Source organism: Synechococcus sp. WH 5701 (genome assembly GCF_000153045.1).
Lineage (GTDB): Bacteria > Cyanobacteriota > Cyanobacteriia > PCC-6307 > Cyanobiaceae > Regnicoccus_A > Regnicoccus_A antarcticus.
The window spans coordinates 102,470-125,959 of the sequence record NZ_CH724160.1; the positions used below are offsets into that span (position 1 = coordinate 102,470).

Annotated in this window: 23 protein-coding genes; 15 read left to right on the forward strand and 8 right to left on the reverse strand. The window is 66.6% G+C overall.

The features are described 5' to 3' along the window. The first annotated feature begins 109 nt into the window (after positions 1 to 109). The 9 genes from WH5701_RS10610 (at position 110) to WH5701_RS10650 (ending at position 9,105) form a co-directional block, all read left to right on the forward strand. Entirely contained in the window at positions 110 to 1,942 is a 1,833-nt protein-coding gene (locus WH5701_RS10610; protein WP_006172304.1) for a phosphodiester glycosidase family protein, read from the forward strand. A 65-nt stretch (positions 1,943 to 2,007) separates the two neighbouring features. Then, complete coding sequence (locus WH5701_RS10615; RefSeq protein ID WP_006172305.1) at positions 2,008 to 2,364, forward strand: hypothetical protein; 357 nt, start codon at positions 2,008 to 2,010, stop codon at positions 2,362 to 2,364. Positions 2,365 to 2,416: 52 nt separating this feature from the next. Continuing rightward, the gene (gene rpsL, locus WH5701_RS10620; RefSeq protein WP_006172306.1) at positions 2,417 to 2,791 is read left to right on the forward strand and encodes a 30S ribosomal protein S12; all 375 of its coding nucleotides are present in this window, start codon (positions 2,417 to 2,419) and stop codon (positions 2,789 to 2,791) included. Between the two features lie 59 nt (positions 2,792 to 2,850). Beyond that, on the forward strand, positions 2,851 to 3,321 hold the full coding sequence (gene rpsG / locus WH5701_RS10625) for a 30S ribosomal protein S7 (RefSeq protein ID WP_006172307.1): 471 nt from the start codon (positions 2,851 to 2,853) through the stop codon (positions 3,319 to 3,321). A gap of 102 nt (positions 3,322 to 3,423) precedes the next feature. After that, the gene (gene fusA / locus WH5701_RS10630) at positions 3,424 to 5,499 is read left to right on the forward strand and encodes an elongation factor G (protein WP_006172308.1); all 2,076 of its coding nucleotides are present in this window, start codon (positions 3,424 to 3,426) and stop codon (positions 5,497 to 5,499) included. A gap of 39 nt (positions 5,500 to 5,538) precedes the next feature. Continuing rightward, complete coding sequence (gene tuf, locus WH5701_RS10635) at positions 5,539 to 6,768, forward strand: elongation factor Tu (RefSeq protein WP_006172310.1); 1,230 nt, start codon at positions 5,539 to 5,541, stop codon at positions 6,766 to 6,768. A 225-nt stretch (positions 6,769 to 6,993) separates the two neighbouring features. Further along, positions 6,994 to 7,314 carry a 30S ribosomal protein S10 gene (rpsJ, locus tag WH5701_RS10640; RefSeq protein WP_006172311.1) on the forward strand — a complete coding sequence of 107 codons (321 nt, stop codon included), beginning with the start codon at positions 6,994 to 6,996 and terminating at the stop codon, positions 7,312 to 7,314. 145 nt (positions 7,315 to 7,459) lie between these two features. After that, positions 7,460 to 8,131 carry an LON peptidase substrate-binding domain-containing protein gene (locus WH5701_RS10645; protein WP_006172312.1) on the forward strand — a complete coding sequence of 224 codons (672 nt, stop codon included), beginning with the start codon at positions 7,460 to 7,462 and terminating at the stop codon, positions 8,129 to 8,131. Then, positions 8,131 to 9,105, forward strand: a complete 975-nt coding sequence (locus tag WH5701_RS10650; RefSeq protein WP_006172313.1) for a methyltransferase domain-containing protein — start codon at positions 8,131 to 8,133, stop codon at positions 9,103 to 9,105. The genes WH5701_RS10645 and WH5701_RS10650 overlap by 1 nt, the downstream gene beginning before the upstream one ends. Here WH5701_RS10650 and pheA read toward each other — a convergent pair. Next, positions 9,072 to 9,914 (reverse strand): prephenate dehydratase, encoded by an 843-nt coding sequence (gene pheA, locus WH5701_RS10655; RefSeq protein ID WP_006172314.1) that lies wholly within the window; start codon positions 9,912 to 9,914, stop codon positions 9,072 to 9,074. The two genes, WH5701_RS10650 and pheA, sit on opposite strands and share 34 nt — an antisense overlap. 60 nt (positions 9,915 to 9,974) lie before the next feature. Here pheA and WH5701_RS10660 point away from each other — a divergent pair, with 60 nt between their 5' ends. Then, positions 9,975 to 10,487, forward strand: a complete 513-nt coding sequence (locus WH5701_RS10660) for a DUF1997 domain-containing protein (protein WP_006172315.1) — start codon at positions 9,975 to 9,977, stop codon at positions 10,485 to 10,487. Here WH5701_RS10660 and WH5701_RS10665 read toward each other — a convergent pair. The 3 genes from WH5701_RS10665 to WH5701_RS10675 all read right to left on the reverse strand — a co-directional run bounded on the left by WH5701_RS10665 (position 10,462) and on the right by WH5701_RS10675 (position 16,144). Continuing rightward, positions 10,462 to 11,058: a ribonuclease HII gene (locus WH5701_RS10665; RefSeq protein WP_006172316.1), complete on the reverse strand. Its 597-nt coding sequence runs from the start codon at positions 11,056 to 11,058 to the stop codon at positions 10,462 to 10,464. The two genes, WH5701_RS10660 and WH5701_RS10665, sit on opposite strands and share 26 nt — an antisense overlap. Next, complete coding sequence (locus WH5701_RS10670; RefSeq protein WP_006172317.1) at positions 11,059 to 13,200, reverse strand: Rne/Rng family ribonuclease; 2,142 nt, start codon at positions 13,198 to 13,200, stop codon at positions 11,059 to 11,061. A 292-nt stretch (positions 13,201 to 13,492) separates the two neighbouring features. After that, positions 13,493 to 16,144 carry a TIGR03960 family B12-binding radical SAM protein gene (locus tag WH5701_RS10675; RefSeq protein ID WP_006172318.1) on the reverse strand — a complete coding sequence of 884 codons (2,652 nt, stop codon included), beginning with the start codon at positions 16,142 to 16,144 and terminating at the stop codon, positions 13,493 to 13,495. 89 nt (positions 16,145 to 16,233) lie between these two features. Between WH5701_RS10675 and WH5701_RS10680 the strand changes: the two genes are divergently transcribed. Beyond that, on the forward strand, positions 16,234 to 17,469 hold the full coding sequence (locus WH5701_RS10680; protein ID WP_006172319.1) for an LL-diaminopimelate aminotransferase: 1,236 nt from the start codon (positions 16,234 to 16,236) through the stop codon (positions 17,467 to 17,469). Position 17,470: 1 nt separating this feature from the next. Here WH5701_RS10680 and WH5701_RS16845 read toward each other — a convergent pair whose 3' ends face one another. The 3 genes from WH5701_RS16845 to WH5701_RS16850 form a co-directional block, all read right to left on the reverse strand. Continuing rightward, the gene (locus WH5701_RS16845) at positions 17,471 to 17,683 is read right to left on the reverse strand and encodes a hypothetical protein (RefSeq protein WP_232201867.1); all 213 of its coding nucleotides are present in this window, start codon (positions 17,681 to 17,683) and stop codon (positions 17,471 to 17,473) included. Positions 17,684 to 17,724: 41 nt separating this feature from the next. Beyond that, complete coding sequence (locus WH5701_RS10685; protein ID WP_156776725.1) at positions 17,725 to 18,021, reverse strand: HEPN domain-containing protein; 297 nt, start codon at positions 18,019 to 18,021, stop codon at positions 17,725 to 17,727. A gap of 62 nt (positions 18,022 to 18,083) precedes the next feature. After that, the gene (locus WH5701_RS16850) at positions 18,084 to 18,221 is read right to left on the reverse strand and encodes a cysteine peptidase family C39 domain-containing protein (protein WP_006172322.1); all 138 of its coding nucleotides are present in this window, start codon (positions 18,219 to 18,221) and stop codon (positions 18,084 to 18,086) included. A 77-nt stretch (positions 18,222 to 18,298) separates the two neighbouring features. On the opposite strand from WH5701_RS16850, the gene clpS reads away from it, so the two are divergent. Both clpS and WH5701_RS10695 read left to right on the forward strand, forming a co-directional pair. After that, positions 18,299 to 18,628: an ATP-dependent Clp protease adapter ClpS gene (gene clpS, locus WH5701_RS10690; protein WP_006172323.1), complete on the forward strand. Its 330-nt coding sequence runs from the start codon at positions 18,299 to 18,301 to the stop codon at positions 18,626 to 18,628. Then, positions 18,629 to 19,456, forward strand: coding sequence for a CPBP family intramembrane glutamic endopeptidase (locus tag WH5701_RS10695; RefSeq protein ID WP_006172324.1), 828 nt, complete (start codon positions 18,629 to 18,631; stop codon positions 19,454 to 19,456). A 31-nt stretch (positions 19,457 to 19,487) separates the two neighbouring features. On the opposite strand, the gene WH5701_RS10700 is transcribed toward WH5701_RS10695, so the two are convergent. Next, a complete protein-coding gene (locus tag WH5701_RS10700) occupies positions 19,488 to 21,107 on the reverse strand; it encodes a photosystem II high light acclimation radical SAM protein (RefSeq protein ID WP_006172325.1) in 1,620 nt (539 codons plus the stop codon). A 252-nt stretch (positions 21,108 to 21,359) separates the two neighbouring features. On the opposite strand from WH5701_RS10700, the gene psbA reads away from it, so the two are divergent. Beyond that, positions 21,360 to 22,439: a photosystem II q(b) protein gene (gene psbA, locus WH5701_RS10705; RefSeq protein ID WP_006170931.1), complete on the forward strand. Its 1,080-nt coding sequence runs from the start codon at positions 21,360 to 21,362 to the stop codon at positions 22,437 to 22,439. Positions 22,440 to 22,631: 192 nt separating this feature from the next. After that, positions 22,632 to 23,489 (forward strand): bile acid:sodium symporter, encoded by an 858-nt coding sequence (locus WH5701_RS10710; protein WP_006172326.1) that lies wholly within the window; start codon positions 22,632 to 22,634, stop codon positions 23,487 to 23,489. The last annotated feature ends 1 nt before the right edge of the window (position 23,490 follow it).

Sequence of the window (23,490 nt, forward strand, 5' to 3'; positions counted from 1 at the left end):
ACCGCAGAAGCCTCGAAGCAAGGCGACTTCCGCGCGGGAGAGGATTTTGATCCTAGAGACGTGCGTTCAGCGTTAGCGTTCACCACCAACGCATGCGGGTCCAATTGTGATGCGGTGCCGATCCCTTCCAGCCGGACTGATCAGCCTGGCGATGATGGCCTTGCTGCCGGCCGCCGACGGCGTCCTCTCCCGGGCCCAGGCCGGACCGACCGCTCCCATCTCTGGAACCAGCGGCCAGGATCTGCTGGCCCGCAGCCCTACCCCTCCACGCCAGGAGGGCCGCAGGATCGTCATCAACGGACGGGAGCAGAGCGCCCGCTGGCAATGGCTCCCGGCCGTGGGGGGCAACCCCGCCCAGGTGTGGTTGCCACTTGAGGTGCTGCAGGGGCAGCTGGGGGTAGCCAGCAGCACCCGCGTCGATGGAAGCCTGGATCTGGAGTGGTTCGGGCGGAAACAGCTGGTGCCCACCAGCGAGCAGCGCAGCCTTGACGATGAGGTGGCCGTGGAGGCCAGCCCCTTGCTGCAGGCCGCTGGGGCCCGCATTCAGAGCGACGGAGACCGCCTGCTTCTGGAGATGCCCCTGCCCGGCCTGGTGCGGGTGAGGGCCTCACCCCCAGGACCCGATCGCCAGGTGGTGCTGGATCTCAATGGGGCGGGCGTGGTCCGCCAGGAGTCTGGTCAGATCCTGCTGGGCCTGCGCAGCACCGCCAACCAGCGCTCTCAACTGCAGGCGCTTGGGGTGGCAGTCAGCGCCAGCCGGGAGGGGCTGCTGTTGCGCCCGAGCGGTGGCGGCCGGGTGTTGACCCTCGGGGGGCCCGACCGGGTGGTGTTCGCCATCCCTCCGGGGCCGGCAGCCGGGGGAGCAACGGCGACGGCCCCGGCCGTGCCGCCCCTCGACCCCCGGCTGCAGGCCCTGCTCAATCGCAGCGTCAGCATCAATCGCCAGGTGCTGCCGGTGGGATCGCGGCGGATGCTGATCAGCAGCGTCCGATTCGATCCTCAGCAGAGTCCCCTCGATCTGCGGCTGCTCACCCGCCCCGACGGAATGCAGGGGCTGACTTCTCTCACGGCCCTGGCCCAGCGCGAGCAGGCCCTGGTGGCCATCAACGGCGGCTACTTCAACCGCATCCGGCGGCTGCCGCTGGGGGCCCTCAAGGCCGAGGGGCGCTGGCTCTCCGGACCGATCCTCAACCGCGGCGCCATCGGCTGGCAGCCCGGAGGCCTGCCCAGCTTCGGCCGGCTGGCCCTGCAGGAGCAGCTGATCGATGAGCGGGGGCAGCGCTGGCCGCTTTCGAGCCTGAACAGTGGTTACGTGCAGCGTGGCCTGGCTCGATACACCGCCGACTGGGGGGCCGGCTACCAGGCCCTCAGCGGCAACGAATCGGGGGTGCTGATCCGGGACGGGGTGGTGCTGCAGCGGCTCAACGGCGCCCAACTGCAACGGGGCATTCCCCTGGGTCGCGAGGACACCCTGGTGGTGGGCAGGGCCGGTGTGATGCCCCCCTGGCCCGAGGCCAGCCGGCTGACGCTCTCCAGCCAATCCAGCGACCCGCTCGGCCAGCAGGCCTACGTGATGGGGGGCGGTCCCCTGCTGCTTCTGGGTGGTCGGGTGGTCCTCAACGGCACGGCCGAAGGTTTCAGCAGCGCTTTCCAGGGACAAGGCGCCCCGCGCACCGTGATCGGCAGCGATGGCCGTCAGATCTGGTTTCTGACACTGCAGGGGGTGGATCACGCCGGGCCGACCCTGGGCGAAACGGCCACCCTGCTGCGGCAACTGGGATTGCGCGAGGCCCTCAACCTCGATGGCGGCAGCTCCACCGGACTGTTCGTGGGCAACACCCAGACGGTGCGGGGCCGGGGAGTGGCCGCCTCCATCCATAACGGCCTCGGTCTGGTGCCCCGAAGCGAGCGGGCCCAGGGGGACGAGAGGGCCGGAGGCTGAACTGCACAGGCTCCAGCCCTGGCAAGCTGGAGCCTGCTTCTGCCGCCCACTAGCACCACCGCCCCATGCCCAAGGGTCTGAGCCTGCGCCTGTCTTCTGCGGCGGCGGCCGAACTGGGCCGCCAGGCCGCCGTGGCCGGTACCCCCGGCCTGATGCACCTCGACCTGGTGCAGGGGGGCTGCGAGAACTGGGTGATCCGGATTCGTCCGGGCCATCTCGCCGGGGTTCCCGTGGCCAGGGCCGATGGCATCACCCTGCACTCCCCGTCTGCCCAGGTTCCACTCCTGGCGGGGCTGAGCCTCGATTACCGCGGGGATCTCAGCGGTGGGGGCTTCCTGATCCGCTCCAGTGAGGGAGTGAGCTGCTGTGCCTGCGGAGCCGCCTTCAGCCGCACAGGCCCTGGGGGGACCACGACAAAGTAAGGTGACGGATTGTCGAAACGGTCGGACGTCCGGCCTAATTCTCCGGCCCTCGATGCCCACGATTCAGCAGCTGATCCGCACCGAGCGGCAGCACCTCACCCGCAAGACCAAGTCCCCGGCTCTGCGCGGATGCCCAGAGCGCCGTGGGGTCTGCACCCGCGTGTACACCTCCACTCCGAAGAAGCCGAATTCGGCCCTTCGAAAAGTGGCCCGCGTGCGTCTCACCTCAGGCTTCGAAGTCACGGCCTACATCCCCGGGATCGGCCACAACCTCCAGGAGCACTCCGTGGTGCTGATCCGTGGAGGCCGCGTCAAGGACCTCCCTGGCGTCCGTTACCACATCATCCGCGGCACCCTCGACACTTCTGGTGTGAAGGATCGCCGCCAGAGCCGCTCCAAGTACGGCGCCAAGACCCCCAAGGGCTGACCTTCAAGGCCTGATTTCCGTCATCCCACCTCCCTCGCACCGCCGATCCCCTCAGGTTTATGTCCCGCCGCAACGCTGCTGAGAAGCGCCCAGTCCTTCCTGACCCCCAGTTCAACAGCCGCCTGGCCTCGATGGTCGTGGCGCGCCTGATGAAGCACGGCAAGAAGTCCACCGCTCAGCGGATCCTCTCTGACGCCTTCGGGCTGATCAACGACCGCACCGGCACTGACCCCCTGGAAGTGTTCGAAACGGCCGTGCGCAATGCCACGCCGCTGGTGGAGGTTCGTGCACGCCGGGTGGGCGGCGCCACCTACCAGGTGCCCATGGAGGTGCGGCAGGAACGCGGCACCGCCATGGCCCTGCGCTGGCTGGTCAACTTTTCCAGGGCCCGCAACGGCCGCAGCATGGCCCAGAAGCTGGCCGGTGAACTGATGGACGCCGCCAACGAAGCCGGCAGTGCCGTGCGCAAGCGCGAAGAAACCCACAAGATGGCCGAGGCGAACAAGGCCTTCGCTCACTACCGCTACTGAGCGCCCTTTCCTGGCTGAATGGCGGGCGCCTTCAGTCAGATCAGGTCAACCTTTAAGCTTGCGCCCGCAAAATTCGTCGATCAAACACCGGAGACCTTCCCCGTGGCCCGCGCCTATCCCCTGGACCGCGTCAGAAATATCGGCATTGCAGCCCATATCGACGCGGGCAAGACCACCACAACCGAACGGATCCTGTTCTATTCAGGGGTGGTCCACAAAATGGGCGAGGTGCATGATGGCGCCGCCGTAACCGACTGGATGGAGCAGGAGCGCGAGCGCGGCATCACCATCACGGCAGCGGCCATCTCCACCAGCTGGAAGGATCACCGCATCAACATCATCGACACCCCCGGGCACGTCGATTTCACCATTGAGGTGGAGCGCTCGATGCGGGTGCTTGATGGCGTCGTGGCCGTCTTCTGTGCGGTCGGTGGCGTGCAGCCCCAGTCCGAAACGGTGTGGCGCCAAGCCGATCGCTACAACGTGCCCCGGATCGTGTTCGTCAACAAGATGGACCGCACCGGCGCGAACTTCCTCAAGGTTTACGACCAGATCAAGGACCGCCTCAAGGCCAATGCCGTTCCGCTGCAGCTGCCCATCGGCGCTGAAGGAGAACTCAAGGGCATCATTGACCTAGTGCGGGAGAAGGCGATTCTCTACACCAACGATCTCGGCACCGACATCCTCGAAGGCGAGATCCCCGAGAACATGAAGGAGGAAGCCGCCGAGTGGCGCGGCAAGTTGATGGAATCGGTAGCCGAAACCGACGAAGAGTTGCTGGAGGCCTACCTGGAGAATGGTGAACTCACCCAGGAGCAGCTGATCAAGGGCATTCGCACCGGCGTGGTCAAGCATGGTCTGGTCCCGATGCTCTGCGGTTCGGCCTTCAAGAACAAGGGCGTCCAGTTGGTGCTGGATGCCGTGGTGGATTACCTGCCCGCCCCAATTGACGTGCCGCCGATCACCGGCCTGCTCCCCGACGGCACCGAATCGAACCGTCCCTGCGACGACAGCGCCCCCTTCAGCGCCCTGGCGTTCAAGGTCATGGCCGATCCCTACGGCAAGCTCACCTTCGTGCGCATGTACTCCGGGGTACTGCAGAAGGGCAGCTACGTGCTCAACAGCACCAAGGACAAGAAAGAGCGCATCTCCCGCCTGATTCTGCTCAAAGCCGACGACCGTGAGGAGGTGGACGAGCTGCGTGCCGGTGATCTCGGCGCCGTGCTCGGCCTCAAGGACACCACCACCGGGGACACCCTCTGTGTGGAAAGCGACCCGATCATCCTGGAATCCCTGTTCATCCCTGAACCGGTGATTTCCGTAGCGGTGGAGCCAAAAACCAAGGGAGATATGGAGAAGCTCTCCAAGGCCCTTCAATCGCTCTCGGAAGAGGACCCAACGTTCCGGGTATCCACCGATCCGGAAACCAGTCAAACGGTGATCGCCGGCATGGGCGAGCTGCACCTGGAAATCCTGGTGGACCGGATGCTGCGCGAATTCAAGGTGGAAGCCAACATCGGCGCACCACAGGTGTCCTATCGCGAAACCATCCGCGCCAGAGCCAAGGGTGAAGGTAAGTTCGCCCGACAGACCGGTGGCAAAGGCCAGTACGGGCACGTGGTGATCGAGATGGAACCCGGTGAACCCGGTTCCGGCTTTGAATTCGTCAACAAGATTGTTGGCGGCATCGTGCCCAAGGAGTACATCGGACCAGCCGAGAACGGCATGAAGGAGACCTGTCAGTCCGGCGTGATTGCAGGCTTCCCAATGATCGACATCAAGGTCACCATGGTCGATGGGTCCTACCACGATGTGGACTCCTCCGAAATGGCGTTCAAGATTGCCGGCTCCATGGCCTTCAAAGACGGCGTCAAGAAGTGCAATCCCGTACTTCTTGAGCCGATGATGAAGGTGGAAGTCGAGATCCCCGAGGATTTCCTCGGTTCGGTCATCGGCGACCTGTCCTCCCGTCGCGGACAGGTCGAAGGGCAGTCCATCGACAACGGACAGTCTAAAGTCCAGTCCAAGGTGCCCCTGGCCGAAATGTTCGGCTACGCCACTCAACTCCGATCCATGACCCAGGGTCGGGGTATTTTCTCGATGGAGTTCAGCCATTACGAGGAAGTTCCTCGCAATGTTGCTGAGGCCATCATCGCCAAGAATCAGGGCAATTCCTGATCTCTCAACCCTAACCACACCCCCCGATTCTTTCCTTCAATGGCTCGCGAGAAGTTTCAGAGGAACAAACCTCACGTCAACATCGGCACCATCGGGCACGTCGACCACGGCAAGACCACCCTCACTGCCGCCATCACCAACGTGCTGGCTTCCCTTGGCCAGGCCAAGGCCCAGGCCTACGACGACATCGATGGTGCTCCTGAAGAGAAGGAGCGGGGCATCACGATCAACACGGCCCACGTCGAGTACGAAACAGAAAACCGTCACTACGCCCACGTCGACTGCCCGGGTCACGCGGACTACGTCAAGAACATGATCACCGGTGCCGCCCAGATGGACGGCGCCATCCTGGTGGTGGCCGCCACCGACGGCCCGATGGCCCAGACCAAGGAACACATCCTGCTGGCCAAGCAGGTGGGCGTTCCCGCCCTGGTGGTGTTCCTCAACAAGAAGGACATGGTCGACGACGAGGAAATCCTCGAGCTCGTCGAACTGGAAATGCGTGAGCTGCTCAGCAGCTACGACTTCCCTGGTGATGACATCCCCATCATCGCCGGTTCCGCCCTCAAGGCCCTCGAGCACATCCAGGGCGGCGGCAAGGGCATCCGTGGAGAGAACGAGTGGGTCGACAAGATCCTCGATCTGATGGATGCGGTCGACGAGTCGATCCCCGAGCCTGAGCGTGAGATCGACAAGCCCTTCCTGATGGCTGTCGAAGACGTCTTCTCGATCACCGGTCGTGGCACCGTGGCCACCGGCCGGATCGAGCGTGGCAAGGTGAAAGTGGGCGAAACCGTCCAGATCGTGGGCATCAAGGACACCCGCGAAACCACCGTCACCGGCGTGGAAATGTTCCGCAAGCTGCTCGACGAGGGCATGGCCGGAGACAACGTCGGCCTGCTCCTGCGCGGTGTGCAGAAGGAAGACATCGAGCGCGGCATGGTGCTGGTCAAGCCGAACTCGATCAAGCCCCACACCAAGTTCGAAGGTGAGGTCTACGTCCTCAAGAAAGAAGAAGGCGGTCGCCACACTCCCTTCTTCGCTGGCTACCGGCCCCAGTTCTACATCCGCACCACGGATGTGACCGGTCAGATCACCGCCTTCACCGCCGACGACGGCACCAACGTGGAGATGGTGATGCCCGGTGACCGCATCAAGATGTCTGCCGAGCTGATCTGCCCGGTGGCCATTGAGCAGGGCATGCGCTTCGCCATTCGCGAAGGCGGCCGCACCATCGGTGCCGGCGTGGTCTCCAAGATCGTCGCCTGAAGCTGAAACGGCTGAGCTCAGCCGTTTCCCTTGAGTCAGGGGCTGACTCCATCATTGGATCAGCCCCTCGTCACGCACCTCGACAAGTTGTCCCCAACCGGCTTCGGTTGTCTTCGGCGGGAATGAGCATGGCCCCGGCCGGCCTTATTCCCTGCATTCCTTCACCTCTTCCCCTGTTCTTCGGCCGCGGTCACCACCAAGGCCTGCGTCCCCACGAGTCCTGCCATGTCAGCCGCCATCGCTCAGCAGAAGATCCGCATCCGTCTCAAGGCGTTTGATCGCCGCATGCTGGATCTGTCCTGCGAAAAGATCATCGAAACAGCCGATCACACCGCCGCTACGGCCATCGGTCCGATCCCCCTGCCCACCAAGCGCAAGATTTATTGTGTGTTGCGCTCGCCCCACGTGGACAAGGATTCCCGTGAGCACTTCGAGACCCGCACCCACCGCCGCATCATCGACATCTACAGCCCCACCGCCAAGACGATCGACGCGCTGATGAAGCTCGATCTGCCCAGCGGCGTCGACATCGAAGTGAAGCTCTGAGCCAGCGGCCGCCTCGACGCGACGAATTCCTGGACCCACCCTCCCGGTGGGTCCTTTTTTTCTAGACTGACTTCAGCGTTTAGGCGCCCAAAGCAGCCCCACTGACCAAAGCCCTGACCACCCATTGCCGCCCCGCCGACCTTCCGTGAGTGATCTGGCCGTGAGGGAACTCCCACTCTTCCCCCTGCCGGATGTGGTGCTGTTCCCGCAGGAAGTCTTGCCCCTGCATATCTTTGAGCCCCGTTATCGCATGATGTTGCGAACGGTGCTCGAAACCGACCGTCGTTTCGGCGTGGTGCGCTGGGACCCGAATCAGCAGGAGATGGCCCAGGTGGGCTGTTGCGCTGAAATTCTTCAATGCCAGACCCAGGACGACGATCGCAGCAACATCGTCACCCTGGGCCAGCAGCGATTTCGCGTGCTCGAAGTGGTGCGCGAAGCCCCTTTCCGTGTGGCCATGGTCAGCTGGATCGAGGACGATCCCAGCACCAGTCACGATGTGCTGCAGGATCTGGGCCACCAGGTCACCCAGGCCCTGCGGGATGTGGTGGATCTCACCGGCAAACTGATCGGCAAGCCGACCACCCTTCCAGCTGATCTGCCCGATCTACCGCGTGAGTTGTCCTTCTGGATCGGCTCCCACCTGGGGGGGCCCGTGGCCGACCATCAGCAGGCCTTGCTGGAGCTCACCGACACCTCCGAACGCCTGCGCCAGGAATTCGCGCTGCTTGATCAGACCCGGCGGCAGCTGGCGGCCCGCACGGTCCTGAAGGACACCTTCAAGGACCTGGGGGAACCCAGGCAGGAACCCTCCTGATGCCGCTGCCAACCTGGCTGCCGCCTCTGGCCATCGGCGCCGGAGCCGGTCTGCTCAGTCTTGCCCTGGTGAGGGAATGGCAGCGCCGTGACCGCCGCTTCCAGAGCACGGCCACCGTGGCTGAGGCCTACGACCGCTGGACCGGTGATCGGCTGCTGGAAAACCTCTGGGGTGAGCACGTGCACCTCGGGCACTACGGCAACCCCCCGGTGGCCCGCGATTTCAGGGCCGCCAAGGAAGAGTTCGTGCATGAGCTGGTGCGCTGGTCGGGCCTCGACCATCTACCCCCCGGCACCCGGCTGCTGGATGTGGGTTGCGGCATCGGCGGCAGCGCCCGCACCCTCGCCCGCGACTACGGCTTCGACGTGCTGGGCATCAGCATCAGCCCAGCCCAGGTGGAGCGGGCCCGCCAGCTCACGCCCTCCGGGCTCTCCTGCCGTTTCGCGGTGATGGACGCCCTGGCTCTGGAGCTGGAGGACGGCAGCGTCCAGGCCGTGTGGAGCGTGGAAGCGGGGCCACACATGCCCGACAAGCAGCGCTATGCCGATGAACTGCTGCGGGTCCTGGCCCCGGCAGGGCAGCTGGTGGTGGCCGACTGGAACCGGCGCGATCCCGCCGACGGCGAGCTCAACGGTCTGGAGCGCTGGGTGATGGATCAGCTGCTGCACCAGTGGGCCCATCCGGAATTTGCCTCCATCCCCTCCTTCCGCCGCAACCTGGAAGCCAGCCCCCATCGGCGGGCCGGTGCCGTGGAGACCGCTGACTGGAGTGAGGCCACCCTGCCCTCCTGGATCGACTCCATTCTCGAAGGGGTGCGCCGCCCCGGCGCCATCCTCAGCCTGGGACCAGCAGCCGTGCTGCAGGGGTTGCGGGAAGCGCCCACGATCCTGCTGATGCACTGGGCGTTCAGCACCGGGATGATGCGCTTCGGGGTGTTCCGCTACGGCTCCTCGGACAGGTTGGTGAGCGGGTAGGTCCCGAACAGGGCCAGGTGCTGGCAGTGGCCGCGCAGGGCTTCGATTGCTTCCTCCAGCAGCCGGGGGTCCGCCGGCATCTCCAGATCCACGAAGAAGATGTACTCGCCCATCTCGCGTTTGGAGGGGCGGGATTCGATCCGGCTCATGTTGAGCCCCAGCCGAGCGAAGCAGCTGAGGGCCTCCAGCAGAGCACCGGGGCTGTTGCTGCGCAGCGAGAAGGCCAGGCTGCAGAGCGTGGCCGCTTCCGTCTGGCTCTCCACCTGCCGTTGCAGCATCAGGAAACGGGTGCAGTTGCCGGGCACATCGTTGATGGGGTAGGCCAGCACCTCGAGCCCATGCTCCTTCGCGGCCCGGGGTGAGGCCACCGCCGCGCGGAAGCGGCTGCCGGCCACCAAACGGGCCGCTTCGGCGGTGGAGCTGGTGGGCAGCTGCAGGGCTTCACTGAGGTTTTCGCTCAGCCAGAGGCTGCACTGGGCCAGGGCCTGGGGATGGGAGAGCACTTCACTGACCCGCTCGATCGGCCCGGAACCCAGCAGGGCATGGCGGATCGGCAAGACCAGACCGCGACGGATGCGCAGGTCGGGGTGCTCCCAGAGGCCATCGAGGCAAGCGGTCACCCCTCCTTCGACGGAGTTCTCCACGGGCACCACCGCTGCATCGCAGCGGCCCTCCGCCAAGGCCTTGACCACCGAGCGGATGCCGCTCTGGGCCAGCAACTCCGGCGCGTCGATCCCCTCGAGGGCCGCCAGCTGCCGCGTCGCCTGCTCGCCGTAGGTGCCGGCAGGGCCGAGGAAGGCAACACGCATGGTGAAGGGGTGAAACAGCGGTCGATAAGATCATCCCCCCCCGGCCACCGAGACGAGGCGATGACCCTGGCCTTCAGCGCCAGCCAGCAGCTCAGCCTCGCGATCGACGAGCGGGCCGGGGAGCTGGTGTCCTACCTCGACGACGAGGAGAGAGTGATTCAGGCCCTGCTCGATCCCAGCCAGCTGACCCGCCTCGGACCGGGGCACTACCGCTACGACGTGACGCGGCTGCAGGTGTTCCAACTTCAGGTCAAGCCGGTGGTGCAGCTGCGCGCCCAGCGGCGGCCCGGACGCCTGGAGCTCGAGGCGGTGGAGTGTCACCTGGAGGGGCTTGGCCTGGTGGACGACTTCCAGCTGAATCTGACCTCCTGGCTGGAGGTGGGCGACCAGGGGCTGGAGGGGGAGGCCCAGATGGCCGTGAGCGTGAGCCGGCCACCGATGCTGCGCCTGATTGCACCCCGGGTGCTCGAAGCCACCGGCCGCTCCCTGCTGGGTGGTGTCCTGCTGGGCATCCGCACCCGGGTGAGCCAGCAGCTTCTGAAGGATTTCAGCCGCTGGCGCGAGGACCGCTGAGCACCCTGCCCAGGAAGCTGAGGCGGTGCAGGCGACTTGGGCCAAGACGGATCAGCGCCTCCCGGTGAAGGGCGGTGCCGTAGCCGGCATGACGCTCAAGGCCATAGCCGGGGAAGCCCTCCGCCAGGCGCACGATCAGGGCATCGCGGGCCTGCTTGGCCAGCACGCTGGCGGCGGCGATCGCCAGGCAACGGCGATCGCCATGCACCAGGGTGCGCTGCCGGCCCGGCCACAGCCGCAGGGGGAGGACACCGTCAACCACCACCAGGGCAGGCGCCTGGGGCAGGCGCTGCAGGGCCCTGACCATGGCCTTCTCCGTGGCGGCCCGGATGCCGATGTGGTCGATGTCGGCGGCGGAGGCCTGACCGAGGGCCCAGGCCTCCGCCTGGGCGGTGATCAGCGGCACCAGCCGCTGGCGATGGCGAGGCCGCAGGGCCTTGCTGTCGGTCAGACCAGCGGCCGCCAGGGGTGCCGCCGCCTGGGCCGGCAAGACCACAGCGGCGGCAAAGACCGGGCCGAACAGGCAACCACGGCCCACTTCATCCACACCGGCGAGGACCCGGTGGGTCACTCAGACGCTGGCGGAGGAGCGGCGGCGGCGGCGGCGGGGCTCAGCGCCGGGATCGCTTTCCTCCACCAGCGGCGTGGGGGGAGCCTCGCTGGGGGCTTCCGCCACGGCGACAGCGCCGCCGTCCGAGCGCAGTGGTTGCTGGCGGCTCCTGGGCTGGGAGCGACCCACCCGCCCCGACACGGGCGAAGACACCTGGGATACGGGAATGTGCAGCACCGTGGACTCGATCACGGTGGTCATCGGAGCCTCCTCGGCCTCGCCGAAGGCCTCGGGCAAGGGGGTGATCTCCACCAGCGTCGCCTGACCGTCGTCGTCCGGGCTGTCCTGGCGATAACGGCTGGGGGCCTCGATCTCCCGGCGGGGAGTTGTGACCTCCCCGGTGGAGCGGGGGCTGGAGGAGGCGGCGTCGGCTCCACTGCCACCACGGCCGCCGCGGCGGCGACGGCGGGAGCCGGAGGCCGCCAGCTGCTGACGGGCTGCCTCAAGGACCGAATCGGCGTCTTCACCGGGCCGCACGACGCGCACCACCAGATTCTCCCCAGTGGGGGGAGGATCCAGCAGCAGGGCAGGGCTGAAGCCCATCCAGCCGTAGACGAGTTCCTGGTCGGCGTCCATCGGCACGGCCACCAGATCAGGATCCTGGCGGCGGCTGAGGTTGCCCCCACCAGCGTGATCCGCAGTGCCGCCATCGCCCGGCTCAGGCCCACTGGCAGGGGCAACGTCCTGGGTGTCGGCAACGAAGCTGGTCACAGCGGCAGTTTCTGTGGCTTCGCTGGCGCCACGGCCGCCGCGACCGCCGCGGCCACCCCGGCGGCGGCCCGTTGTGCTGGGTTCGGCGCCGTTGGGGCTGGGCACTTCAGCCCTTGCCGAGGCGGCCGAGCGCACCAGGCCCGTGACGGTGGCCAGGGGCTGGAGGGTGTCCTTGCCCGGAAGCACAGCCACATGGCCGAGGCCACCGCAGCTGGGGCAGGCGCGACCGAACAGTTCGTAGATGTTCTGGCCCTGGCGCTTGCGAGTCAGTTCCACCAGACCCAGCTCGGTGAGCTGAGCGATCTGAGGGCGGGCCGCGTCGTCCTGCACCGATTGGGTGAAATGCTCCAGCAGCATCAACTGATCACGGCGCGACTCCATGTCGATGAAGTCGATGATCACCACCCCACCGATGTTGCGCAGCTTGAGTTGACGAGCAATCTCAGCAGCAGCTTCACAGTTGGTCCAGAGCACCGTTTCACGCGAACTGGCGGAGCGGGTGAAGGAACCGGAGTTCACATCGATCACCGTGAGGGCTTCGGTGGGCTCGATGATCACGTAACCGCCGGAGGGCAGATCCACCCGTGGCTTGAGGGCATCACGAATGGCGGCGTTCACCCTGTAGTGCTCGAGCACATCGGTGCCGTCGCCGTGGTGCTCCACCAGCAGATTGGCCTGATCGGCACCGAGGAAGGCATTCACCCGGGCCACAGCGGCGGGGGTGTCCACCACCACCCGCCAGACCTCGGGGCTGTAGAGGTCGCGCAGGACCCGGTGAATGAAGTCCTCGTCGCGGTTGAGCAGCACCGGAGGGGTGGCCGTCTCAGCGGCCTCCTGAATCCCCTCCCACTGCCTGAGCAGGGTCTCGAGGTCGTCGATCAGCTGATCTTCACTGACACCCTCGGCTTCGGTGCGCACCAGCAGGCCGGCGCCAGGGGGCTTGATCAGCACCCCGAGGGCCCTGAGGCGGTTGCGTTCGTTCTCGCCGCTGATCCGCCGGGAAATGCTCACCCCCTGGCCCTGGGGTTGCAGCACGAGGAAGCGGCCGGGGAGGGTGAGGTTGCCGGTGAGGCGAGGGCCCTTGGTGCCGGTGGGCTCCTTCATCACCTGAACGAGCACCTTCTGGCGGGGCTCAAGCAGTTCGGTGATGCCGGCAGCCCCTTTTCTCAGGCGCAGGGGGCCAAGATCAGTGACATGAATGAAGCCATTCTTCTCACTTTCGCCGATGTTGACGAAAGCGGCATCAATTCCTGGGAGAACATTCTCGACCCGGCCGAGATAGACGTCGCCAATCTGATAGCGACCCTGGGCTACGACCAGTTCATCAACACGTTCGTCGTTGAGCACCGCGGCGATTCGCAGTTGCTCCGCGATGACGATCTGCTGGGGCATGGAGGATAGGGGGTGGCTCTGTGGAGCCCTGCCATGGATGGGAGTGAATCCCTGAAGCACGAACCCGCTGGACAGAGCGCGCCGCAAAGCTGCTCGACTGCTGGACCAGCGGGGAGAAGACGGAGGAGAAAAACCTTTTGAGGAGCATCCTCAGGAGGATCAACCTCCATTCGCGGCGATGCTGCCGGAGAGAGGCCGGCCATAGCGCGGAACAGGTCCTACGGAACAAGGTGCCGTAGGACGTCGTCTGCAGGATGAAAGCTACAGACGGATCTGCCGTCTTCAGGCGACGCTAGCACGGCTCTCCCTGGGTCCCTGGTTCCGCTGGACGAAGCCGCAGCCGGTAGCGGCTCACCCGCCCGAGCTCCACTGGGCACCCCAGCCGCTCCTGCAGCCAGAAGCAGACCTGCTGCGGGCGCAGGCTCCGCCCCTGGGCATCGATGCGGGCCCCGAGCTGGAAGCGGCAGGACTCATCCCCTGCGGCAACGAGGCTGAGCTCCTCGAGCAGAGGGCGGCAGTCCCGTTGGCGTGGCCGCCCCTTCTTGTCGGTGTCGCTCCAGGGAAGTTCAGCCGCTTGGAGCAGGCTCTCCAGGGCAGGTCCCCAGGCTGCGGCGCCCGGGCCCGGGGCGCCGGCCACCAGCTCGACACTCCACTCGGCCCCCTCCAGCTCCTGGGACAGGCTCGGGGCACGGACCGGCACCTCCTCCGCCCCTGCCAGCAGCAGCCCCTCGGGCAGGGTGGCCTGCAGCCGCTCCAGGGCGGAGGAGGGATCAACGCTGCCGCTGAACTCCAGGTCAAACCACTCACCGTGAGCCTCCACTCCCAGGGGCAGTGCCAGGGCGAACTGCAGGCGGGGCAGGGGATGAAAACCGCCGGTGAAGCTCACGGGCAGGCCGCTGCGGCGCAGGGCCCGCTCCATCAGCCGCACCAGATCAAGGTGGCTGAGCAGGGCAAGGGAACCGGTTTTGCTGAAGCCGAAACGCAGCCGCTGCAGCCGTTCACTGGCCGGAGCTCGGCTGGGTTGCTGCACGGGGATCGGCGGCGCCTCCACCACCACGTTGTGGCCGAACTCCGGCCCGCAGACGCCGCAACTGCTGCAGCCGTCGAAGGAGCAATCGGGCACCACCACCGCGGCGAGGGCCTTCTGCAGATCCTCCGCCAGCCAGGCCTTGTCGACACCGGTGTCGATGTGATCCCAGGGGAGGGGCTGGGCGCAGAAGGCCGCCAGGTCTTCTGGCCCGAGGGCTTCGGTGGCGCCCCAGTCGCCCATCTCCAGGGCCCGGTAGCGGCCGCCCAGCCCCGCGGCCTCGATCGCTCCGGTCCAGGCGGCGTGGGTGGCCTCGATCGTCTCGAACCAGGCATCGAGGCCGGCACCGGCGCGCCAGGCGGCCTCGATCACCGGCGCCAGGCGGCGGTCACCGCGCCCCACGAAGTCCTCCATCGCCGAGAGGCGCGGATCGGTGAAATTCGTCTTGAGGCCCCTGAGCGTGCGCAGCTCCCGGCGCAGCAGCTCCTGGCGCCGCCGGAACTCCGATGTGGACACGCTGTGCCACTGGAAGGGGGTGTGGGGCTTGGGGGTGAAGTTGCTGATCGTGAGATTCAGCTCCAGGCGCCCAAGGTCGCGGCACTGCTGCTGCAGCGACCGGCAGGTGTCGGCGATGCCGAGCACGTCGGCATCGGTTTCACCCGGCAGGCCGATCATGAAATAGAGCTTGACCCGGCGGTACCCGCTCTCCATGGCCGTGCGGATGCCCCGCAGCAGCTCGGCGTCGGTGAGGCCCTTGTTGACGATGTCGCGCAGGCGCTGGCTGCCGGCCTCCGGGGCGAAGGTGAGCCCCGCCTTGCGGGTGCCGCCCAGGATGTGGGCGATGTTCTGATCGAAGCGGTCCACCCGCTGGCTGGGCAGGGTGAGGCTCACGTTCTGATCGGCCAGGCGGTTGCGCAGCTCCACCCCCACCGCCGGCAGGGCCAGGTAGTCGGAGCAGCTGAGCGAGAGCAGGGAGAAATCGCTGTAGCCGGTGCGCTCCATCCCCGTTTCCACCGCTTCGATCACCGCCTCGGGCTCCACATCGCGGGCGGGGCGGGTGAGCATGCCGGGCTGGCAGAAGCGGCAGCCGCGGGTGCAGCCGCGGCGGATCTCGATCGTGAGCCGGTCGTGGACGGTTTCGATGTGGGGCACCAGGCCCATGCCGTAGTGGGGCATCGGCGTGGCCACCCGGCGCAGCACCCGCTGCGGCGCCTCGGGCACCAGCGGCACCAGGCTGATGCCATCGGGCCCCGGGCCATAGAGCGAGGGCACATAGACCCCGGGGACCTGGGCCAGGTCCCGCAGCAGGGCGGAGCGGCTGAGGCCGGCCGCCTTGGCTTCCGCCACCACCAGACCGATCTCGGGCAGCAGCTCCTCGCCGTCGCCGAGGGCGATGAAATCGAAGAAGGCGGCGAAGGGCTCCGGGTTGCTGGTGGCGGTGGGGCCACCGGCGAAGATCAGCGGCGGAGCGGCGGGATCATCCAGGGGCAGGTCGCCGCGATCAGCGGCATGGATCGGCACCCGCGCCAGATCCAACATCTCGAGGATGTTGGTGGCCCCCAGCTCGTAGCTGAGGCTGAAGCCGAGGATGTCGAAGGCGGGCAGGGGCCGGCGGCTCTCCACCGCGAACAGGGCCTGCTGCCGCTCGCGCAGGCGTGCGGCCAGATCAGGCGCCGGCAGGTAGGCCCGGTCGCAGAGCTGGCCGGGAACGGCGTTGAGGATCGAATAGAGAATGATGTGGCCGAGGTTGCTGGCGCCCACCTCGTAGAGCTCGGGGTAGGTGAGGGCCCAGCGCACAGCGGCCGCCGGCCAGTCGCGGGGCTCGACGCCCAGCTCGTTGCCGAGGTAGCGGCCGGGCTTGGCGATGGTCGGGTCCACCAGCTGCTCGAAATCGACGGGCGCGTGGTCGACGATCACTACGGCAGGGGAACGGGCGTAGCTCGATCGTATCGAGGGTGGCCGGCGCCATAGGAAGATGCCCGGCAGCACCAGCGCCAGCCGCAGCAGTGGTTCAGATCAACGGCAACTATCTCAAGCTCAAAGCGGGCTACCTCTTCCCGGAGATCGCCCGGCGGGTGAAGGCCTTCAGCGAGGCCAACCCTGAGGCCCCGATCATCCGCCTGGGCATCGGCGATGTGACCGAGCCGCTGCCGGAGGCCTGCCGCGAGGCGATGAAAACGGCCATCGATGCGATGGGAACCCCGGAAGGCTTCCACGGCTACGGCCCCGAGCAGGGCTACCTGTGGCTGCGCGAGGCGATCGCGACGCACGATTTCCAGGCCCGCGGCTGCGCCATCAGCGCTGAGGAGATCTTCGTCTCCGACGGCTCCAAGTGCGACAGCAGCAACATCCTCGACATCCTCGGGCCGGACAACCGCATCGCCGTGACCGACCCGGTGTATCCGGTGTATGTGGACAGCAACGTGATGGCGGGCCGCACCGGCGAGGCCGATGAGAGCGGCCAGTACGGCGGCCTCACCTATCTACCCATCAATGCCGAGAACGGCTTCAGCGCCCAGATCCCCACCGAGCCGGTGGATCTGATCTACCTCTGCTTCCCCAACAACCCCACCGGTGCGGTGGCCAGCAAGGAGCAGCTGAAGGCCTGGGTGGACTACGCCCGCGCCAACGACGCCCTGATCCTGTTCGACGCGGCTTATGAGGCCTTCATCCAGGACCCCGACCTGCCCCACTCGATCTATGAGATCGAAGGGGCGCGGGAGTGCGCGATCGAATTCCGCTCGTTTTCCAAGAACGCAGGCTTCACCGGCACGCGCTGCGCCCTCACGGTGGTGCCCCGAGGCCTGATGGGCACGGCGGCCAACGGGGAGAAGGCGGAACTCTGGGCCCTGTGGAACCGCCGCCAGAGCACCAAGTTCAACGGCGTGAGCTACATCGTGCAGCGCGGCGCCGAGGCGGTGTATTCCCCCGAGGGCCAGGCCCAGGTGAAGACCCTCGTGGCCTTCTACATGGAGAACGCGGCGATCATCCGCCGCGAGCTCACCTCTGCCGGCCTGCAGGTGTATGGCGGTGAGCAGGCCCCCTATGTGTGGCTGCAAACCCCCGAGGGGATGGATTCCTGGGGCTTCTTCGACCACCTCCTGAACAAGGGCCACGTGGTGGGCACCCCCGGCAGCGGCTTCGGCGCCGCCGGCGAGGGCTACTTCCGCCTCTCGGCCTTCAACAGCCTGGCGAATGTGGACGAGGCAATGCGAAGGGTGCGGGCGGCGCTGGCAGACTGATTCACATCCAACGCAGATCCCGCTGCAGCTCCTGGGCCATGCGGGAGCCCGAGGCCATCAGCTGGTCAAATTCAGCCTGGGTCATCACTATGGCGTCGCAGCTGAGCGGCAGCTGATCGAGAGGCCAGTGAAGCAGGCGCTGATTCTGGGGCCCGGCAGCGGTGGCCGTAACTGCCGAACACGCCCACCGCCTGCAGGGAAGGGTGGCAGGCATGCCGCTCGCTCGCCCAGCGGCTCGCCTGTGCCAGCACCCGCTCAGGATCCGACCAGCGCAGCACGGAATGCGTCAACGAGCGCATAGGCATGGCGGCGTGCGTCTTCGCTCTGAAGAAGCCCAAAGTGATCGATGGGGGCACCATCGGGAAGGCTATCGGGGTAGCGGGTGGGGATGTAGAGGGCATCGAGAATGCTCAGCCGATCCTCAAGATCCGGCACCGCCGCGGCCAAGGCAGTGACGGCCTCGGAGGGCAGATCCCGGAAGGAGCGACCCAGGCCATGGCCCCACACCTGCTGCCCCAGGTGAAGATGCAGCGCCTTGAGAGCCTTTTCCACCACCTACTAATGCAGCCAGTCGGCGGAACGGTTCATGATACCATTGTGAACCGCGCCGCCATTCACCCCGCCTCAACTTGCCAGCTGGTGGGCACGGGGGGGGGGGACACCTTCTTGCCATAGTGCTGGGCGATCATGGCCTGGCAGGCCGCACCGCAATCTTCTTCGCTGTGCTGCTCGACGAAAGCGTAACGACGCATCCGCGCTCGGCTTCAGAGTTGGGATGCTAGAGGCTGCCCCAGCCAGACACCGCAACAACCGCGGCAGACTCCCAGCCATGAGCGACACCATCCGTGCCACGGAGACCCCGACCCGCAGCCCCGGCGGTGCCGCGGTGATCGAGAAGGAGGTGCAGCGGGTGCGCAAGCCCTCGCCCCGCTACCGGGTGCTGCTGCACAACGACCCCGTCAACTCGATGGAGTACGTGGTCACCACCCTGCGCCAGGTGGTGCCCTCCCTCAGCGAGCAGGACGCCATCGCCGTGATGCTCGAGGCCCACAACACCGGCGTGGGTCTGGTGATCGTCTGTGATCTGGAGCCGGCCGAGTTCTACAGCGAAACCCTCAAGGCCAAGGGCCTCTCCAGCACCATCGAGCCGGAGAGCTGAGTGCCAAGGCGAGCCTGGCTGGGCTGGATCAGCACCCTGCTCTATCTGCCGCTGCTCTACGGCCTCGGCTGGCTGACGGTGCAACCCTTTGTGGCAGCCGGCCTGCTCAGCGGTTGGCGGCCCGATCAGGTCGCCCTGCTGGGCACGGCTCTGGCCTTCGCCCTGCTGCTGCTCACCCTGCCGCTGCGCCTGAGAACGGTATGGGAGGAGCCCCGGCCCTGGCGGGCTCTTGGGGTGACCGTGGGCTGGGGCGTGGGCCTGCGTTCGCTGCTGCGCGGACTGCTCAAGGCCCTGCTGCTGCTCCTCTTCGTGGCGGGGGTGTTGCTGCTCAGCGGCCAGGCCCGCTGGAGCGGCGGACTCACACCCGCCGAGATCGTCAATGCCGTGTTGCTGATCCTCGGGGTGGGCTTCGCCGAAGAGCTGGTGTTCCGGGGCTGGCTCTGGGGCGAGCTGAACCAGCGCCTGGGCTGGGGGCCCCGGGCCGATCAGCGGGCCCTGATCGCCCAGGCGACGGTGTTCAGCCTCGCCCACACCCGGTTCAACCTCGGCGTGGGGCCGATGGCCGGCTTGCTGGTGGGCCTGCTGCTGCTGGGGCTGGCCCTGGGACTGCAACGGCGGGCCGACGGCGGCTCCCTCTGGGGCGCCGTCGGTCTGCACGGCGGCCTGGTGGGGGGCTGGTTTTCCCTGCTGTCCGGGCCGCTGCAGATCAACCCCACGGTGCCGCTCTGGCTGGCCGGGCCCGGCGGTGCCGATCCCAATCCGATCGGCGGCCTGCTGGGCTGGGCCGGCCTGGCCGGGCTGCTCTGGGTGCGGCGGCGCTTCTGGTGAACCGAGCTGAGAGCGCGCGCTCAGCTCACAATCAGCGCACCGCTGTGGCCAGGGCCTTGCGGCCCTCCACCGGCGCATGCAGCGCCTCCTCCAACGGCGCGATGCCGTAGTCGCGCTCGAGCAGCGCCATCACCGTGCGGCCGAAATCGCCCGGGTTGGTCTCGAAGGCCTCCAGGCAGATCCGGCCGAACACACTGCCCATCGGCTCGGGGTTCCAGAGCAGCTTGCGGGCCGTCCAGGGCATCATGCTCATCGGGTTGTAGCCCGGCTCGATCAACCCCTGGTCGAAGCCGTATTGCTCAAGGTGGGTGTGGGGCTGCAGGCCGATGAAGAAGATGGCGGGCTCCACCTTGTCGGCCCCGAAGATGCGCTCCAGTTCGCGGTGATAGGCCACGGTCTGGCGGATCGTTTCGGGCCGCTCGTCGATCACGTTGAACGAGTAGTTCACCGACACGTGCTCGCGGAAGCCGGCTCGGGCCAGCAGACGGCAGTTCTCGAGCACGGTGCGCAGGTTGTAGCCCATGCGCATCTTGCGCACCAGCTCCTGGCTGCCGGAGGTGATGCCGATCTCGAAGTAGTCCATGCCCGTTTCCACCATCAGCTCGGCCAGCTCGGCGTCGAGGTTGTCGGCGCGGATGTAGGCCGCCCAGCGGATGTCGTCCATGCCGGCCGCCAGGATTGCCCGCAGCAGCTGTTTGGCGTCTTCGATGTAGCGGCGGGCCGGAATGAACTGGGCATCGGTGAACCAGAAGCCGCGCACGCCCCGGTCGTAGAGCTGGCGCATCTCCGCCACCACCTCCTCCACCGGATTCACCCGCACCGCCTTGCCTTCCACCACGGTGTACACGCAGTAGCAGCAGTTGTGGGGACAGCCGCGCTTGGTCTGCACGCCCACGTAGAAGTCGCCGCCATCGAGATACCAGTCGAGCTGGGGCCAGATCGAGGCGATGTAGGTGTAATCACAGGCGGTTTTGATCACCCCCTCGGGCTGCTCATGGATCAGCCCCTGCCGCGGCGGCTCCCCCACCACGTAGCAGCGCTCGGAAGCCAGGGAGCGGCCACTGATCAGCTTCTCCAGCAGCGGCTCCCCCTCCCCCACTGACACCACCGTGCCTGCGGGCAGGCTCTTACCCAGCTGCTCGTAGAACACACTCACCGCCCCGCCGCCGATCACCACCCGCGCCGCCGAATGGAAGCGACGGGCCCGGCGCAGGCCGCGGCGCACCAAGCGCAGATTGCGCCAGAGCTCGCCATAAAAAGCCCCCATCAGGCGCAGGCCGCCGAAGGCACCGCGCAGGCGATGCAACGGATTGGGGGCATAGAACACCTCGAAGGAGTTCTGCAGAGGGTTGCCGCCACGACCGTCCACCGGCGCGTAGATCTGAATGTCGCGCCAGGAGAACACCAGCAGGCTGGGGCGGAAGGCCTCGATCGTGGCCAGCAGCACCCGCTCCACATCCAGCAGGGGCAGGGCGGCTAAATCGAGAATGCGCTGGGGCAAGCCCGGAAAGCGCTTGTGCAGATGATCGGCCAGATACACCGGACCGATCGGGAAGATCGGATTACATGGCAGACGGATCAGCAGCACCCGCTCAGCGCTGGCACCGCAGGCGGGCCGATTCGGTTCCAACTGCTGCTCCGGCCGCGCCATGAGCTCCCTCTGGCCAGGCCGGACGCTAACAAGCGTGACGGAAGGCCAGTGGGCCGCAGTGGTCGGCTTCAAGCGCAGCAGCGGCGGCCAGGTCGCCCCAACCCGGAGCAAACCTTAAGCGCTTCACACATCCCGCAACGTCCTGTTACATTTGAGTGAGGCGAAGGGCTTTCGGGCCCACCGGACGGGTTTCCCGCTCCGAATTTTTGTCCTACCTAACCGACCCCTTCGGGGGCCACTACCCACGCTCTCATGACCACCACCCTTCAGCAGCGCCAAGGCGCGTCTGCCTGGAGCCAGTTCTGCGAGTGGGTCACCTCCACCAACAACCGTCTCTACGTCGGTTGGTTCGGTGTGCTGATGATCCCCACCCTGCTGGCTGCCACGATCTGCTTCATCGTGGCCTTCGTCGCTGCTCCTCCCGTCGACATCGACGGCATCCGTGAGCCTGTCGCCGGCTCCCTGCTTTACGGCAACAACATCATCTCCGGTGCTGTTGTTCCTTCCAGCAACGCCATCGGCCTGCACTTCTACCCGATCTGGGAAGCCGCCAGCCTCGACGAGTGGCTGTACAACGGCGGTCCCTACCAGCTGGTGATCTTCCACTTCCTGATCGGCATTTTCTGCTACATGGGCCGCGAGTGGGAACTCTCCTACCGCCTCGGCATGCGTCCCTGGATCTGCGTGGCCTACAGCGCCCCTGTGGCCGCTGCCTCGGCTGTGTTCCTGATCTATCCCTTCGGTCAGGGTTCCTTCTCCGACGGCATGCCCCTCGGCATCTCCGGCACCTTCAACTTCATGCTGGTGTTCCAGGCTGAGCACAACATCCTGATGCACCCCTTCCACATGCTGGGTGTGGCGGGTGTGTTCGGTGGCTCCCTGTTCTCCGCCATGCACGGTTCGCTGGTGACCTCCTCGCTGGTGCGTGAAACCACCGAGAGCGAGAGCCAGAACTACGGCTACAAGTTCGGCCAGGAAGAGGAGACCTACAACATCGTGGCTGCCCACGGTTACTTCGGTCGCCTGATCTTCCAATACGCCTCGTTCAACAACAGCCGCAGCCTGCACTTCTTCCTGGCTGCCTGGCCCGTGGTCGGCATCTGGTTCACCGCCCTTGGCGTGAGCACGATGGCCTTCAACCTGAACGGCTTCAACTTCAACCAGTCGATCCTCGACGGCCAGGGCCGCGTGATCAACACCTGGGCTGATGTGCTGAACCGCGCTGGTCTGGGCATGGAAGTGATGCACGAGCGCAACGCGCACAACTTCCCGCTGGACCTGGCTTCTGCTGAAGCCACTCCCGTGGCGCTGACCGCCCCCGCGATCGGCTGATGCATCCGGTGGGTCCCATGGGCTCACCACCTGCATCAAGAGCATGAAAAGCCCCTGCTTCGGCAGGGGCTTTTTTGTTGACGATCGAGGGATCGTCAGCCAGCAAAGTCACATCCCAGGCAAGGCGGCGGGCCGGTGCCAGGCTCCTGATCAAGATCCACCGACCCTGCTCCCCACTCGCACTCGACCCCCATGTTCGTCGCGCTGACCCTGTTCACGATCATGTTTGCCCTGGGGCTGGGCCTGCGCAGCGACGCCATCGCCGGGCTGCGCCAGAAGCCCTTTCTGATCGCTCGGGTTCTAGTAGGCTCCTGCCTGCTGGTGCCCTTGCTGGCCCTGCTGCTGCTGATGCTGCCCCTGAGCGCATCGCTTTCGGGTCCGGCCCGGCTGGCGATCGCCCTGATGGCGCTCTGCCCCAGCGCCCCGATGATCCTGCGCAAGGCGGGCAAGAAGGGCGGGGACACCGAGCTGGCAGCCCTGCTGCAGGTGGGGGCTGCGCTGGTGGCCATCGTCTCGATTCCGTTCATGGCGGATGTGTTCCGGGCTGCCTTCGGAGTCCAGAACTGGGACATCGGTCCGAAGGAAGTGGCGCTGCAGGTGGGCCGAACCCAGGTGCTGCCCCTGCTGCTGGGGTTGCTGGTGCGCCGCTGGCTGCCAGGCCTGACCAAGACCGTGGAGGTTCCCTTGAACAAACTGGCCAATGGGCTGCTGCTGGTGCTGATCGGTGGCGTGGTGGTCACCACCGGTCCGCTGCTGATTCCCTTCGTGGGCGCCAACTGGCTGGCGCTCGGCTTCATTGGCGTGCTGGTGCTGCTCTGCCTGGGCGTGGGCTATCTCCTGACTCCCACCAGTGCCAGCCATGAACGCCTCACCGTCTCGCTGGTGACCTCCATGCGCAATCCCGGCCTGGCGCTGCTGTTCGCCAGCACCTATGCCCGTGACTTGCCTGGGGTGAAGATCGCCGTGGTGGCCTATCTGGTGGTCACCGTGCTGCTCTCGATCCCCGTGCTGAAGCTCATCGGCAGGTCCCCTACGCTCGCGTCAGCGTGAC

Coding starts and splice junctions, on each gene's coding strand:
- WH5701_RS10610 (WP_006172304.1), top strand. CDS start 110: ATGCGGTGCCGATCCCTTCCAGCCGGACTGATCAGCCTGGCGATGATG.
- WH5701_RS16845 (WP_232201867.1), bottom strand. CDS start 17,683: ATGCCTGCCACCCTTCCCTGCAGGCGGTGGGCGTGTTCGGCAGTTACG.
- WH5701_RS10700 (WP_006172325.1), bottom strand. CDS start 21,107: ATGGCGCGGCCGGAGCAGCAGTTGGAACCGAATCGGCCCGCCTGCGGT.
- clpS (WP_006172323.1), top strand. CDS start 18,299: ATGAGCGACACCATCCGTGCCACGGAGACCCCGACCCGCAGCCCCGGC.
- rpsG (WP_006172307.1), top strand. CDS start 2,851: ATGTCCCGCCGCAACGCTGCTGAGAAGCGCCCAGTCCTTCCTGACCCC.
- rpsJ (WP_006172311.1), top strand. CDS start 6,994: ATGTCAGCCGCCATCGCTCAGCAGAAGATCCGCATCCGTCTCAAGGCG.
- psbA (WP_006170931.1), top strand. CDS start 21,360: ATGACCACCACCCTTCAGCAGCGCCAAGGCGCGTCTGCCTGGAGCCAG.
- pheA (WP_006172314.1), bottom strand. CDS start 9,914: ATGCGTGTTGCCTTCCTCGGCCCTGCCGGCACCTACGGCGAGCAGGCG.
- rpsL (WP_006172306.1), top strand. CDS start 2,417: ATGCCCACGATTCAGCAGCTGATCCGCACCGAGCGGCAGCACCTCACC.
- WH5701_RS10650 (WP_006172313.1), top strand. CDS start 8,131: ATGCCGCTGCCAACCTGGCTGCCGCCTCTGGCCATCGGCGCCGGAGCC.
- WH5701_RS10615 (WP_006172305.1), top strand. CDS start 2,008: ATGCCCAAGGGTCTGAGCCTGCGCCTGTCTTCTGCGGCGGCGGCCGAA.
- WH5701_RS10710 (WP_006172326.1), top strand. CDS start 22,632: ATGTTCGTCGCGCTGACCCTGTTCACGATCATGTTTGCCCTGGGGCTG.
- tuf (WP_006172310.1), top strand. CDS start 5,539: ATGGCTCGCGAGAAGTTTCAGAGGAACAAACCTCACGTCAACATCGGC.
- WH5701_RS16850 (WP_006172322.1), bottom strand. CDS start 18,221: ATGCGTCGTTACGCTTTCGTCGAGCAGCACAGCGAAGAAGATTGCGGT.
- WH5701_RS10670 (WP_006172317.1), bottom strand. CDS start 13,200: ATGCCCCAGCAGATCGTCATCGCGGAGCAACTGCGAATCGCCGCGGTG.
- WH5701_RS10660 (WP_006172315.1), top strand. CDS start 9,975: ATGACCCTGGCCTTCAGCGCCAGCCAGCAGCTCAGCCTCGCGATCGAC.